General features: G+C 71.4%; 12 protein-coding genes. 5 read left to right on the top strand and 7 right to left on the bottom strand.

Going from position 1 to position 13,440, the window contains the following annotated elements:
- Nucleotides 1–385: 385 nt before the first annotated feature.
- The 3 genes from VGE38_RS14540 to VGE38_RS14530 form a co-directional block, all read right to left on the bottom strand.
- Nucleotides 386–1,861 carry a hypothetical protein gene (locus VGE38_RS14540; RefSeq protein ID WP_331143269.1) on the bottom strand — a complete coding sequence of 492 codons (1,476 nt, stop codon included), beginning with the start codon at nucleotides 1,859–1,861 and terminating at the stop codon, nucleotides 386–388.
- Nucleotides 1,858–3,090: a PucR family transcriptional regulator gene (locus tag VGE38_RS14535; RefSeq protein ID WP_331143268.1), complete on the bottom strand. Its 1,233-nt coding sequence runs from the start codon at nucleotides 3,088–3,090 to the stop codon at nucleotides 1,858–1,860. Before VGE38_RS14535 ends, VGE38_RS14540 begins: the two co-directional genes overlap by 4 nt.
- Nucleotides 3,091–3,272: 182 nt before the next feature.
- The gene (locus VGE38_RS14530; RefSeq protein ID WP_331143267.1) at nucleotides 3,273–3,611 is read right to left on the bottom strand and encodes a DUF6907 domain-containing protein; all 339 of its coding nucleotides are present in this window, start codon (nucleotides 3,609–3,611) and stop codon (nucleotides 3,273–3,275) included.
- A 179-nt stretch (nucleotides 3,612–3,790) separates the two neighbouring features.
- Here VGE38_RS14530 and VGE38_RS14525 point away from each other — a divergent pair, with 179 nt between their 5' ends.
- The 3 genes from VGE38_RS14525 to VGE38_RS14515 all read left to right on the top strand — a co-directional run bounded on the left by VGE38_RS14525 (nucleotide 3,791) and on the right by VGE38_RS14515 (nucleotide 5,759).
- On the top strand, nucleotides 3,791–4,075 hold the full coding sequence (locus VGE38_RS14525) for a helix-turn-helix domain-containing protein (RefSeq protein WP_331143266.1): 285 nt from the start codon (nucleotides 3,791–3,793) through the stop codon (nucleotides 4,073–4,075).
- A complete protein-coding gene (locus VGE38_RS14520; protein WP_331143265.1) occupies nucleotides 4,075–4,353 on the top strand; it encodes a helix-turn-helix domain-containing protein in 279 nt (92 codons plus the stop codon). The genes VGE38_RS14525 and VGE38_RS14520 overlap by 1 nt, the downstream gene beginning before the upstream one ends.
- A 254-nt stretch (nucleotides 4,354–4,607) precedes the next feature.
- On the top strand, nucleotides 4,608–5,759 hold the full coding sequence (locus tag VGE38_RS14515; RefSeq protein WP_331143264.1) for an RsbRD N-terminal domain-containing protein: 1,152 nt from the start codon (nucleotides 4,608–4,610) through the stop codon (nucleotides 5,757–5,759).
- 46 nt (nucleotides 5,760–5,805) lie between these two features.
- On the opposite strand, the gene VGE38_RS14510 is transcribed toward VGE38_RS14515, so the two are convergent.
- From VGE38_RS14510 to VGE38_RS14500, 3 genes are all read right to left on the bottom strand, one after another.
- A complete protein-coding gene (locus VGE38_RS14510) occupies nucleotides 5,806–7,815 on the bottom strand; it encodes a copper amine oxidase (RefSeq protein ID WP_331143263.1) in 2,010 nt (669 codons plus the stop codon).
- Nucleotides 7,812–8,426 carry a hypothetical protein gene (locus VGE38_RS14505; RefSeq protein WP_331143262.1) on the bottom strand — a complete coding sequence of 205 codons (615 nt, stop codon included), beginning with the start codon at nucleotides 8,424–8,426 and terminating at the stop codon, nucleotides 7,812–7,814. The genes VGE38_RS14510 and VGE38_RS14505 overlap by 4 nt, the downstream gene beginning before the upstream one ends.
- A gap of 83 nt (nucleotides 8,427–8,509) precedes the next feature.
- Nucleotides 8,510–10,438: an Ig-like domain repeat protein gene (locus tag VGE38_RS14500; RefSeq protein WP_331143261.1), complete on the bottom strand. Its 1,929-nt coding sequence runs from the start codon at nucleotides 10,436–10,438 to the stop codon at nucleotides 8,510–8,512.
- Between the two features lie 365 nt (nucleotides 10,439–10,803).
- Between VGE38_RS14500 and VGE38_RS14495 the strand changes: the two genes are divergently transcribed.
- Nucleotides 10,804–11,052 carry a hypothetical protein gene (locus VGE38_RS14495; RefSeq protein ID WP_331143260.1) on the top strand — a complete coding sequence of 83 codons (249 nt, stop codon included), beginning with the start codon at nucleotides 10,804–10,806 and terminating at the stop codon, nucleotides 11,050–11,052.
- 305 nt (nucleotides 11,053–11,357) lie between these two features.
- On the opposite strand, the gene VGE38_RS14490 is transcribed toward VGE38_RS14495, so the two are convergent.
- Entirely contained in the window at nucleotides 11,358–12,470 is a 1,113-nt protein-coding gene (locus VGE38_RS14490; RefSeq protein WP_331143259.1) for a hypothetical protein, read from the bottom strand.
- Nucleotides 12,471–12,745: 275 nt separating this feature from the next.
- Between VGE38_RS14490 and VGE38_RS14485 the strand changes: the two genes are divergently transcribed.
- A complete protein-coding gene (locus VGE38_RS14485) occupies nucleotides 12,746–13,387 on the top strand; it encodes a hypothetical protein (protein ID WP_331143258.1) in 642 nt (213 codons plus the stop codon).
- The last annotated feature ends 53 nt before the right edge of the window (nucleotides 13,388–13,440 follow it).

Below are 13,440 nucleotides of genomic sequence, written 5' to 3'. Positions count from 1 at the left end.
CGTGGGGTACAGCGGGTGCCGGGGTTGCGGTGGTCTCGACACGTTCGGCCGCGGGCGGCCTCACTGCTCGACCAGCGAGGGGAGCCGGCCTCACTGCTCGACCAGCGGGACATGGCCGGGCGGCGTTCTTCGTTGGTCGAGCCGCCGAGCCGCTAGGCGAGGCGTGTCGAGACCTCGGTGGGTGGGGCTGGGTGCCGGGTACGGCGGGTGCCTGGGTTGTGGTGGTCTCGACACGTTCGGCCCTTAGCGGGCCTCACTGCTCGACCAACGAGGTGGCGAGGCGGCCTCACTGCTCGACCAGCGGGGGAAGCCGGCCTCACTGCTCGGCCAGCGGGGGAGCCGGCCTCACTGCTCGACCAACGGCAAGCTGGACCGCCCCAACCGACTAACGCGGCGTGCTGGTGACGCCGGCCGTGACGCCGGCGCCGACCAGGGCGAGGGCGGCCGCGGCCCACGGCGGGAGCAGCCCTGTCGCTGCCAGAGCGACGGTGGCGCCGTGCCAGGCCAGGGCGAGCCGGCGGCCGCCGCTGATCGCCCGGTCCACGCCACGGCACAGCCGCAGCGCCTTCTCGGCGGTGGCGACATCGCCGGCGTCGAGCGAGACCTGCGGGCTCGCCGGGCCGAGCAGCAGGGTCGTCTCGGGCAGCGCCGGCACCTCGGCCGCGCTGCTCAGCACCACCGCGTGATCGCCGGCGCCGGTGAGCGGCCCGTCGATCACGCTCGTGACGCCGACCGCCTCGGCCACGGCGGCGGACCGGGCGGCGGAGACGTCGGAGACCAGCACGCTCTCGACCCCGGCGGAGGCCAGCGTGGCGACGGCCGCGGCGGCGTCCTCGCGTACGGAGTCGACCAGGGTGATGGTCCCGAGCAGCCGGCTGTCCACCTCGACGGCCACCGTGACCTCGGGGCTGTCGGGTGCGGCGTCGTGGGCGTGTCCGAGCCACTGGGGCTGTCCGATGCGCACCGGGTGCCGGTCGACGTGGCCGCTGACACCGAGGCCCGGGTGCTCCCGGAATCCGGTGACGTTGCCCCGTGCCGACAGTCGGGCCAGCGCGCGGCCGATGGGGTTGTCGGAGGCGTGCTCCAGCGCGCCGGCGAACCAACGCAGGTTGCGCAGGTGGCTCTCGTCGAGCGGCGTCACCGCGGCGACGCGCTTGCCGTCGGAGAGCGTCGCGAGCCCGTCGAGCACGAGGGTGTCGGCGTTGCGGGCGGCCGGCAGTGCGGCGGTGTGCCGCAGCCGGATGCCGGACCTCCGGCCCCGTCGGGCGCCGAGTCGCAGCGGCAGTGACAGCGCGACGACCAGCGCAGCAGGCGTGCCTGCGGCCAGCACACCGACGGCTGCGTGGTAGGCGTCTACGTCCCAGCCGCCGATCAGGCCGTGGGCGATGCCGGAGGCCAGGGCCACCGCGAGCACGCCTGGCGCGAACCACGCCGGCCAGGGCCGCGGACCGGCGACCGGCGCGGCGAGCGACGCGGCGACGCCGGTGACGATCGCGAGCAACGTGACCAGTGCTGAGGTGACGAACGCGGCCGCGGGGGCGTCGGCCACCGTCGCCACGACGGCCAGGGCGTACGTCGCGACGGCAGCCGCCGCGGCGAGCAGCTGAGCTGCGCGCAGGTTGGCGCCGGCCCGCAGCGCGGCGGCCGTGAGCGGGACCAGACAGGCGAGCGCGACCGTGTCGAGCCCGAGCGCGACCCATCTCCCGCCATCGATCTTCAGCGCCGGAACGGCGCTCCAGAGCGCGAGCGCCGCGGCCACGGTGAGTCCGACGGCCGCGAAGCCGCGCAGCCGGCCCAGGGGGGCGGTCCAGGCGTCGTCGGCGCCGCCCGCGGTACCGGCCAGGGCCGGGACGCTGGTCATGCGGGCTCCTCGTTCCAGTACCGCTCGAAGTCGCTCTGGTCGCCGGCGACCCACAGCGGCACGCTCGCCTTGAGCACCATGGTCAGCTGGACGACGAACTCCGGGTCGTGCAGTGACTCCCCGAACAGCTCGTTGATCCGGCGCCAGCGGTAGCGCACCGTCTGCGGGTGGACGCCGAGGATGGCGGCGATCGCGGGGGCGCTGTCGCGGGTCTCGAGCCACACCAACAGTGTCTCCGACAGGATCTCGCGCGAGTTGGGGGTCTCGGCGAACAGCGGCTTGAGCAGCTCCTGGGCCAGCTCGCGGCGCAGCGCCGGCTCGGCGTGGAGCCACAGCTGGGTGCGGTAGCGAGCGCAGTCGACGACCGGCTGCCGGGGGATGGCGCCGACCGCGACGAGCTCGAGCGCGCGGGTGGCCCAGCGGGCCGCGTGCCCGACGTCGGCCAGCCCGACCGGCCAGGACCGCGCGAGCATGACCGCGCCGCCGTTGCGCAGCTGGGTGAGCAGTTCGGGGGTGTGCTCCGCGCCCACGAGGAAGATGCCCTGCGTCGTCGTGACCTGTGCCAAGGGGTGGCCCGCGAGGGTGTCGGAGGCCGGCCAGGTCATGCCGTCCGCTGCCGTGGCGGCGACGACGACCGCGTGGGCGGGCAGCGGCCATCCGGCCCGGTCGGCGAGCCCGGGGAGCGCGGCGGTGTCGGTCCCCGCGAGGAGCGCGTCGAGCAACCGTTGCTGGCTCACGCTGACGTCCCGCTCGCGGGCACGGGCCGCCATCGCATGGCCGGTCCCGGCCTGGCGGCTGAGGTGGTCGATGAAGTCGACGAGCTCGTTGCCGAGCCAGCCGAGGGTGCTGGCGGGTAGCCCGCTGGCCACGATGACGTCCTGCAGGACGTTCCAGGCCTCGCGGCCCGAGACCCGGAGGGCCTGCTCGAGCGCCTCGAGGCTGTGGCCCTCGCTCGCCTCGCCGTAGCCCATCTTGCGGAACAGGTCGTCGACGCCCGCCGTCGAGATTCTGCGTCCGCCCACGCGACGGACGTAGAGCGCGGCCGCCTCGGAGACCGCGAGACCGATCAGGCGCCGGCGCCGTCCACCGACCGGGCCGGCGTACGCCGCGATGTCGGTCTGCACGCGCCGGGCCACCCGCTCGGCCAGCACCGGGATGCCGGCTTCGAGCTGCTTGACGACAGCGGCAGGTACGACGGGAGCGTTCGGCGCGACGATGGCCTCGCTCACGGTGTGGTCCTGCTCACCACGCGTCCGTCCTTCGGCATCATTGGTTCCCTCCCCAGGCGTGCCGGACGTCACATTGACGGGAGTGTTCTGCACTTGCGGACCGTCCGGCAAGGAAACCCGGACATTCGGATCGCCGCGATCGGCCCCGGAGCCACTTTCTTGTGATCGGCGTGACAAGTCCGTCACCTCGCCAGTGGGCGGAGCTGCGCGGCAAGGCACTCGGCCAACCGCCGGGCGGACTCCGTCGTGAGGACGAGCCGTGGCGCGCGCTGCTCGGCGGCTTCGACCGCGATCCACTCCACGAGCTCGCCGGGGTAGCGACAGACCCGGACGACCATGTCGACCGCTTGGAGTGACGAGGCGATCGGGACGGTCGGTGGCACGCTGGCGAGGATCGGGAAGCTGCACGGCTCGCTTTGGTGATAGCGATCCTCGGGATGGTCGGACTCCTCGTGCGCGCGGGCGCACCAGGCCGGGCAGTGCTCACGTAGCCAGCTCACGGGCTGGTCGGGAGTCGTCATCGGCATGCCTCCGCTGATGTGACGTCGTCGAGTCGAGCGGGCCGTCGAGTCCGACCGTAGGAGCAGGCTCCGACGGTCCTTTCGCTGGCGGACATAGTGGCCAAGGAGACTCCTCCCGTCGCAGGGAAACCCATACCAGTATGGAGAACTTCGTACTGCAATGCCGCCACGATGGAAAGGTGGCGCATCGCATCGAACTGTCAGCCGAATGGGGGGCGTATGCCGGCGAGCTGGGTCGCACTCTGGCGCGCATCAGGCACGAGCGCGGGCTCAGCCAGGAGCGCGTCGCTGCGATGGCTGGCATCTCCTCGACGCAGTACCAGAAGTACGAGAAGGGTCAGTCTCGTCCCGGTGGCCCGATGAACCCCACCCTGGTCAACCTGATAGCGCTCAGCCAGGCGCTGGGCGTGACGGTCGCCGAGCTGCTGCCGCCCTCGCCCCCTGACCTCACCATGGGTGCCTGATGGGCCGACAGGAGGCGCCGACGGCCCGAGAGTACGGGCGAGCCCTCGGCGCCAATCTCGCCCGCGCCAGGCTGGCGAAGGGTCTGAGCCAGGAGCAGGTAGCCCACCAGGCGGGGATCGCCGCGTACACCTACCAGAAGTTCGAGAAGGGCGAGTCCCGCCCGGGGACGCCGATGAACCCGCGCCTGTTCACGCTCCTGGCGCTCAGCGAGGTGCTCGGGGTGCCGGTGAGTGAGCTGCTGCCGAGCGGGACGCCGCGGCTCCGCGCCGGCAACTGACCGCTCCGCGTAGGCCGGAGGCATGTTCTCAATGAGTTACCCGTTCTTGTCATCCACGTGACAAGAACGGCCGGCCGCAACATCCGGTCCTCGCGAATCCCGTACGGCGGCGTGCTGGATCTGGCCTGATGGCCGTGCGTGCCGCAGGCATGGCGCCTGGGGCCTGCGCCGGAGGTGACATGTCGTCGCGTGAAGCCAGCGAGCTACGCAGCCTTCCGTCGCGTGCGGCTCCGACCCGCCTACGTGGCCGCGAGGTGCTGCAGACCCCTGTCCGCCATCAGTTGCCGGCGCCCCTGCTCCCGATGCTGCGGACGGCGGCGAGGCGGCTTCCGGAGCAGGTCGTCGCGCGGATCGCCGTCGAGGTCCCGGTTCTCGTCGAGCGGGAACGGATGCGGCCGGTGGTCAGCGACGCCGTCGCGGTGGCCGTGCTCGGCTTCTTCGAGGGTGGCGGGGCGTGTGCCGCGACGGCCCGCTTCCACGAGTTCGGCCGGGCGCAGGCCGAATCGGGGGCGAGCGTGGTGCCCGTGCTGCAGGCGCTCCAGGCCGCAGCCAGCGTGGCCTGGGAGCTTCTCCACCGCCTCGCACGCCACGAGGGCCTCGCGGGACACGTGATCGCCGACATCGGGAGCGCTGTGTCCGCCTATCTCCGGAGCCTGGGCCAGGCGGTCGAGCGCGGTCACTACGAGGTTCGGCGCGCTCGCACCGACGCGCGCGCCGTCCTGCTGGCGGTGCTGATGGGTCGCCACGACGAGCGGCCGGTGGCGGAGCTGGCGGAGCGGGCCGGCTGGGACGTCCCGGACCACGTCGTGGTGCTGGTGGCGGAGCGGCGCGGCGCCGAGGCATGGGCCGACCCGGGCACCGGCCCGCACGTCCTGCTGCGGCCCGAGGGGGACCGGCTCGTGGCGGTCTGCGCGCCGGCGTGCGCGCCCGCCACGCGTGAGGCCCTGCTGGCGCTGGACCGTGTGAGCCTCGTCGCCGAGGCGTGGCCGGTCCCGCCCACCGAGGCGCGGCACGGCTACCGCTGGGCTCGCCGCGCGCTCGCCTTGGCGCGCGAGCGGCAGGTCGTGCCCGTCGGACGGGTGGTCCGCTGCGCCGAGCATCGGCTGGATCTGTGGGTCAACGCCGACCAGGCGCTGGCTGCAGCGACCAGCGCCGAGCTGCTCGCACCGCTGTTGCGGGAGACGCCCGCCAACCGCCGCGCACTGGCGGCGACCCTGCTGAGGATGCTGGAGACGCGCCAGTCGGCGCCCGAGATCGCCCGCCAGCTGGGAACGCATGCACAGACGATCCGCCATCGGCGCCGGAAGCTGGAGGCGATGTTCGAGGACCGGCTGACCGACCCACGTCACACGATGGGGTTCATCCTCGCGCTCCGGACGTTGTTTCCCGACCTGCGCGGAGCGTAGGTCGTGTGGCCGGCGTCGCCGCGCCCTCAGCCCCTCCGAGGCTGTGTCATCGACGCAGCACCCTCACCATGACGACGCGCTGCGACGGCGCCAGCGTGGCGGAGCCGGGATAGCTGATCCTCATGCGGTAGCGGCCCGGTTGCTGCAGCACCGGCAGGCGCAGCACCGCACGTCCGGCGACGAGTCGGCCGACCACCCGCTTGCCGCGGACGTGGACCAGGACCCGCCCCGTCGGGACACCGGCGAGGGAGGTGACGTGCACGACGAGCCGCCCCCGACGGCCGGCCCGCGTGCGCGTGACGGCCGCGGCCTCGATGACGGTGGCGGCCGGCACCGCATGATCGTGGTCGTGCTGGTGGGTCGGCTCGGCCGTGGGCTGCGCCGTCGGCGTGGGACCGGGCACCTGCACCGCTGCCGACTCCGCGGTTGCTGACACGTAGCCCGGCCGCGACGCGGTGACCTTCACGGTGAGCGAGCGACCGACGTCCTCCGGCCCCACGACGTACGTCGGGCCGGTGGCTGCCGTCGGCACGCCGTCGTCGTCGACGCCGGTGATCGGCTCGCCGTCGCGGAACCACAGGTAGTCGAAGTCCCACGTGGTGCGTGACTCGTTCCATGTCCCCGGGGTCGCCGAGAGCTCCGTCCCCGCGGCGATCGTCGAGGTCGAGGCGCTGACCTTCGGTGCCGTCGTGTTGGTGGCGATGCACGGCAGGGAGCTCGAGTCGATCAGCCCCGGACCGTTGATACACGACCGAGCGTCCGGAGTCGCCGGACCCTGCGCGAAGAAGTCGCGCGGCAGCAGCTGGAAGTGCTGCCAGTGCGTGTGCATCGGGGACTGGTCCTCGTCGCGGTCGACGTGGTGGAAGCCGACGTTCACCCAGGCGACCGGGTCCGTCAGCGGCGCCGTGTCGCCCGCGACGTAGTCGAGGATGTCCTGGTCCGGGCAGCCCGGGTCGAGGTTGTACGACGCGTACTGCTGGCACGCCGCGGCGTTGGTGAAGGCCACCTGCACCCTCGTGACCGGCCTGGCGATGTCGACGGGATTGTCGTTGACGATCTCGTAGGAACGGGCATGGCCGTCGCGGTTGAGCGAGTCGGCGTTGAGCACCCGCCACCAGGTGAGCCTGGCGTGCTCTCCCGAGGGTGACGCGACGAAGGCGTTCGTCTTGGTGGTCGCGGTGCCGAGGAGCGTCGGGTTGGCAGCTGTTCCGCCCGCGGCGTAGTCCCACTGCTCGACGCGCTGCTCCGCGCCGGCGTCGATGCCGAAGTCGACGCGGTAGATCGCGCTGTGCCAGTGGGAGGTGGCGTAGTAGTGGTGACCGTCGACCGTCGGGCCCAGCTCCCAGCCGGTCGCCGGCTGCTCGGTGAAGAAGACCCCTGGGGCGTTGCCGGGCGCGACGTCGCCGGTGGCGCCGAGGCCGATGTCGATGCCGCCCTGGTCGTCGAGCGTGATCTTCTGCTGGTACTCGTACCAGCTCACCTTGGAGAGCGAGGAGATCTCGAGCGCCGTGCCCTGGCCGGCGAACCGCGGGCCGGCGTCGGTGCCCCACTCGCGGCTGTGGAAGGCCAGCCCGGTGGCGACCTCGTCGAGGCAGATGCCCGCCACGGTCTTCACGCTGGGGGGCGCGGTCAGGCTGGTGACGTAGGTGACCGGGCGGGTCTGCCCCAGACAGGTGTCCGCGTTCTGGGTGACGAGGTGGTCGCCGCCGAACCCGTAGTCGGTGATGTCGTCGTAGACCGTGACGCCGTCGTCGTAGGGCACGTTGAGCTGGGCGAGGTGGAGCGCGTCGAGGACGCGCCTGTAACCGGTGTACTCCCGGTTGCCGGTGGCAGGGCGGAACTCGACGCTCTCGAGTCGCAGCCCCTGGACGGGATGGATGCGGGCGCACAGCCGCCAGGACGCGCCGTTGGGCAGATCGTGCTCGACGAGCTGGTCGGGGCAGCCGAGGTCGTCGTCGGAGGCCCCGGCTCGGCTGGGGCCGATCGTGCCGGGCAGGGCGAGCATCACGCCAAGGAGGGCGACCAGTGCGGTGACCGCGGTCGCGCGGCGGGTCATCGTGGCGCTCCCAGGTTGATCACCGTGCCGGTGCTGAGGTCGACGACGAAGTCGTGGGTGTCGAGGTAGTCACCGGCGGGCGTCGCGACGACGAGCTGCACACAGCGGTGGTGACCACAGTCGGCGGCCGCTCCCGAGCCGTCGGTCGTCCAGGCGCCGGCGATGACGCTGACCTGATCGGGCGAGACCAGCGGCACGCCCTGCCGCTCGGCGAACGCGGCGGCGAAGGGCAGGGGCAAGGGCCGGTCGAGCGCGATGCCGAGCGCGGCGGTGGCCTCCGTGGCGGTCGGCGGCGGCTGGACCCGCGCGGTCTGGCTGTCGACCACGTCGCCGCCGCGCACCGTGATCTGGTGGGTCAGGTCGGCGGCGTAGTCGTAGAGCACGACCTCCGCCGAGCCGTCGCCCGGCAGGTCGACCGAGAGCAGCTCGCCGCCGAGCTCGCCGTGGACGTCGGCAGCGCTCGCCGGCAGGGCCGAACGTGCGGCCGCGAGCACGGCGCCGAGGGGCTCGCTCGCCTTGCGTTCGTCGGATACCGAGGCCAGTGCGGTGCCGCCGACCGCGGCGGCTCCGACAAGACCGACTGTCGCCATCAGGAGCGTGGCTCGCTTCACCGTGACCTCCACGAGGTGCTTCAGAACTGCCTCGGCGGCACGGCTCCGAGGGGAGCCGTGCCGCCGAGGACCGTGTGACTGCCTTACTTGACCTTGACCGTGACGGTCGCGGACGTGCCGGGCAGGTAGTTGCCGTCACCGCTGTAGACGGCGGTGGCCTTCCACTTGCCCTTCTTCGGCAGCTTGGGCAGCTTGACCGTCACGACGCCGTTGCTGAGCGTTCCGGCCGCGCGCTTGGTCTTCTTGCCGAGCTTCAGCGTGACGGTCACCTTGCCGCTCGCCTTGGCCAGGCCGGCTGCAGTGGCGACGCTGATGGTGGCCTTGCCGGCCTTCTTGCGGGTCGGCTTCTTGATCACCCGCAGCGCCGGCTTGCCGGCAGCGGCCCGGGCCACGCTGAGCTTGGCGGTGTCCTGCGACGCCGCGACGGCGGCGCTGCCCGCGTAGGACGCGGTCAGCGTGTAGCTCCCGGCCGGCAGCGTGTTCGGCAGCGTGAAGGTCGCCTTGCCGGCCGAGACCGCCGTGGTCTGCGCCGCGCCGGCACCCGAGAGGGTGACGTTGCCGCTGTCCGCCCCCGTGACGGCGACCGTCACGGTGGCGCCCTTGCCGTACGTCGTGGCGGGCGCCGACACCGTGGTCGTGGAGTCCGCCTTGGCGACCTCAGCGGTCGGGTCGGAGGTCGCCGTGGCGGTCGCCTCGCCGCGGGTCGCGGTGCTGCGGTAGGTGATGACCTCGCCGAGGTCGTCGACGGTGGGCTCGTACGTCGGCTCGGTCGCGCCGTCGATCGCGACGGCCTCCTCACCCGAGCCGCGGTACCACTGGCCCGTCGGCTCTGCGTCCGGCGTGTCGGTAAAGGTCGCCGGGGTGGCGGTCAGCGTCTGGCCGACCTTGGCCGTGCCGGAGATGGTCGGCTTGGCGATGAAGCCGAACGTGGCCTCGATCGCCATGGCGTAGTAGTCGTTGGCCGAGAGGCCGGTGATGTTCGCGGGGTCGACGCCGTCGGGCAACGTCGCGAACGCCGGGTCCATGTCGCCGATGCCCTGGCCCCAGGCGTGCACCGTGCCGGTCGAGTCGACCGCGAAGTACACCGTCGTGTTCCCGGCCAGGGCCACGATCTCCTTGCCGTCGGTCGCAGCCGGCGGGTCGTTCACCTGACCGTCAGCCGTCTGACCACCCCAGGCCGTGAGTGTGCCGTCGGACAGCAGCGCCACCGCGCTGCCGCCGCCGGCGCTGGCGACATCGACCACGTCCAGCTCGTCCGTGGTGTCGGTCGTGACCGCCGGCAGGTTCGTCTCACCGGCTTCGTTCCTGCCCCAGGCGGCCAGGGTGCCGTCGGACTTGAGCGCGTACACGGAGTTGCTGCCGTTGAAGAACACGGCGGTGGCGGTGGTCAGCGCTGGCGGCGTCTTCTGGCCGAAGTCGCCCCCGGTGGGGTTGCCCCAGACGAGTACGCTGCCGTCCTGCTTCACCACGGCCGCCAGGTTGCCGTCCTGGGTGACCGCCGCGGCGGTGCTGCCCTGCAGCTCGCTGGCCTCCGGCATGTCGGTTGCCCAGTTCTCGTTGCCGCTGCTCCACGTGACCACGTCACCGGTGCTGGTGACGGCCATGCCGCCGCCGAACCCAACGGCGTCGCCGGCGATGTCGACGACCGTCTTCCCGGCCAGCTCGTCGGCAGGCACGTTGACGCCGCCGATCTCGGTGTTGTCGCCGAACTGCTCGACCTGGCCGTCGGCGGTCAGGCCGATCGCCGCGACAGCGCCGTTTGCCACGACCTTCGTGAATGCCTGCGACGCCTGCTCGGGAGACGGCTGCGGCGGGTCGGAGAAGCCGGGGATACCGGGCCCCCAGCTAGCGACCGGCCCCGCCTGCGCCGTGGGCAGCGGTGGGCCCGCGTGGGCGGCGCCCTGGCCGATCGTGAGGCCCGCCAGGCCGACGGCAAGCGCCGTGCCTGCGACCACGCCCCTTCGGGCGCACGTTTCCTGCATGTCCTTCTCCTTCTCGGGTGCAACCGCCACGCAGGTGACTCCTGTGGCGTTCGTCACCCGAGAATCCGCGGGTCGCGGACCGGCGTCCAGCAGAACGCGGACATTCGCCCCGGCATCGCGTTGCTCTTAGCACGCAGATGACAACTTCGCGTCCACGGGTCCGCCCAGCAGCCGGGTTCTGGCCGTGGACGACGAGCCCGTCCGACACGTGGCGGCATGACCTAACCGCACATCACTCTCCGTGCTCGCCGCCTCCGCTGCGTGACCCTCTCGCTGGCCCGGCCAATGCCTTCATCGTCACGAACAGTGGCGGCAGCAACGCGGTCACCGGGACCGCCAAGGGCGTCACCGTCTTCACGGCCAACGGCCAGATGTGGAGCTGCCAGAACTCGACGGTGGGCGGCACCGTCAAGCCGGGCAGCAGGAACCGGGTCCCCACCATCACCGCTGCGAGTTGCACCAACACCGACTGGAACGGCTACCCCATCACGGTGACCGCCACGAACCCGAACTGGAGCCTTAACTACAATCCCGCTAGTGGCACCGCCACGAGCGCCGCCAACGACAACGCCGTCGCGGGGTCGATCACCAACATCAGCAGGTTCCTGGTCACCTACAACGGCCCGAACGCACCTGCACGCTGAACGTCACGGGCTCGACCAACGTGACCTTCGACGAGGACCACGGCAACGGTGGCCAGGAGCTCACTGTCCTCAAGACCGGCTCCGGGCTGACCGTGAGCAACCGCAACAATTTCCTCACCTGCGCGGGCATGGTCAACAACGGTGACACCCTCACCGTCTCCGGCGCGTACAACCTCAACACCACGGCCGGCCAGATCAACATCCAGTCCCGACACACCAGCCACACACCACCGCAGCCGTCATCGGCTGAGCACCACAGAACGGGGTGCGGCCCACGTAGGCCGCACCCCGTTCTGCTTGGCGTGTTAGTCCGTGCGCTCGGGGTAGTCCAGCACGGGTGGACCGAAGTCGGGGTCGCAGTCGGAGGGGTCGCCGAGGAACGGGCCCCGCGGCCCGAGGATAGAGGTGTTCGGGCGGAGAGTCCCGCACGGATGATCGCCGCTGATGGACGCCCACCCGATGGTGACGGCATTGCCAGGCCCGGACACCGCTCCCGTCAACAGGGGCGAGAGATCCTCACCTGCGCGGTTGCGGCAGTTCGAGAACGGCGGGATGTCGACGTGGCCCGAGATGCCGCCGCCATTGACCCATCCGATGCCGCGCTCCGCCAGCCACGTCGCTGACGCCGTGGTCCCCACCGGGAAAGGCTGGAGCGCCGGGTCGCTGAGCGGGTCATTTCTCCATCTCGGGTTGCCGTGCAGGTCCAGCTCGATGGGGGGCGACACGCAGTCCTCCAGCCGCACGTCGACGCCGTCGACCGAGAGGGCGGTCAGCCGAACCCGCACCTGTCCCGTGATCGCGGCGTCAGTCCTAAAGTTCCCCTCCACATCGCTCTCCGGGCTGACGCGGAAGCGGGTCTCTGGCAGCGAGAGACGCAAGGGGACCGGCAGGTCGTCGGCGTCACGCACTTGCTCGATTCGGAGGCCGACCTCCACGGGGATCGACCCGAAAGCCACAGTGCGCACCACCGTCGGCATCCCGACGCCATAGCCATGTTTCGCCCCAGCCGGCGAGGAGAGGAAGAGCGCCGCCTCGACTCCCGACGTCAAAAGGCGACCCTGCGGATCGTCGCGCGGGTAGGAGACCAACGGCAGACCCAGAATGCTCGCCACAGCTGCCTGTGCCGGGATCTTGATCGACTGCCGGGCTCGGGCCACCTCGCTGAGCCCGTTGCCCCAGCCGCCGAGGTGCATCCTCGCGTTCCATCCGTCGGGAATGGGCACGCCTGGCAGCCCCGGCCATGGGGCCGGGAACACTCCGGCAGCATCGGCGCCTGACGCGTGTGTCAGCAGCAGCAACGGCAGCAGCGCCGCTGACGCCAGCCAGCGTCGTCGGACTCTTGCGGGTCGTAGTCGCACGTGTGCCACCGTGGCATGCCTGCCGCGCTCGACGCCACCGATCTGGGAGACAGCGGTCATCGGGCTCGAGAAGTTGTCATCTGCGTGCTAACCGGAGATCGCTCGGCTCGTCCGACCGAGATTCAAGGCGCCGCCTGTCCGCCCGCCGTTGTCTGGCCGTGTTGCCACCTCGTCGTGCCTATAACTGTCACCTCGCTGTGCGCAGATTGTGGCGTGGGTGACAATCTGGGGAGGATTCTTCCCGCACTCTCTCGACAACGGGAACGAATCGGAGCCTCCTTGGTCGCGGCAGAACGCCCGTCCTGCCACCCTCACCAACACAAGGAGTTCTTCTCATGCGTCTTGCACGTCTCACCGCAGTGGGCGCGGCCGCCGCCGGCCTCGCCCTGATCGCCGCTCCGGCCAACGCCTTCACCGTCAGCAACAGCGGCGGCAGCAACTCCATCACCGGTACCGCCAAGGGCAACACCACGCTCACAGCCAACGGCCAGGTGCTGACCTGCCAGACCTCGAGCGTCAGCGGCACGGTCAACCCCGGCAGCAGCAACCCGATCGGCAACATCACCTCCGCGAGCTGGAACACCTGCGACTGGAACGGCTACCCCGCCACCGTCACCGTCACCAACCCGAACTGGAGCCTCAACTACGACGCGGCTAGCGGTACCGCCACCAGCGCGGCGAACGACAACGCCGTCGCGGGCACGATCACCAACATCAGCAACGTTCTGGTCTCCATCCAGGGCCCGAACGGCACCTGCACGTTCAACGTCTCGGGTTCGGTCAACGCCACCTTCGACGAGGACAACGGCAAGGGCGGCCAGGAGATCACCGTCCTGAGCACCGGTTCCGGGCTGACCGTCAGCAACCGCCAGACCTTCATCACCTGCGCGGGCCTGGTCAACAACGGCAACACCGCCACCTTCTCCGGCTCGTACAACCTCAACACCACGGCTGGCCAGATCAACGTCCAGCCCTGACCCACCATGATCCCCAGCCTCGTAGGCTGAGGACCCCGCGGGGTGGGGCCCCC

The organism is Nocardioides sp., assembly GCF_036405735.1.
Classification (GTDB): domain Bacteria; phylum Actinomycetota; class Actinomycetes; order Propionibacteriales; family Nocardioidaceae; genus Nocardioides.
This window is presented reverse-complemented; position numbering and strand designations above follow the sequence as displayed.

What these genes read in the sequence shown, in the direction of transcription:
- VGE38_RS14540 (WP_331143269.1), bottom strand. Translation starts at nt 1,861, where the DNA reads ATGACCAGCGTCCCGGCCCTGGCCGGTACCGCGGGCGGCGCCGACGAC.
- VGE38_RS14530 (WP_331143267.1), bottom strand. Translation starts at nt 3,611, where the DNA reads ATGACGACTCCCGACCAGCCCGTGAGCTGGCTACGTGAGCACTGCCCG.
- VGE38_RS14520 (WP_331143265.1), top strand. Translation starts at nt 4,075, where the DNA reads ATGGGCCGACAGGAGGCGCCGACGGCCCGAGAGTACGGGCGAGCCCTC.
- VGE38_RS14510 (WP_331143263.1), bottom strand. Translation starts at nt 7,815, where the DNA reads ATGACCCGCCGCGCGACCGCGGTCACCGCACTGGTCGCCCTCCTTGGC.
- VGE38_RS14490 (WP_331143259.1), bottom strand. Translation starts at nt 12,470, where the DNA reads ATGACCGCTGTCTCCCAGATCGGTGGCGTCGAGCGCGGCAGGCATGCC.
- VGE38_RS14485 (WP_331143258.1), top strand. Translation starts at nt 12,746, where the DNA reads ATGCGTCTTGCACGTCTCACCGCAGTGGGCGCGGCCGCCGCCGGCCTC.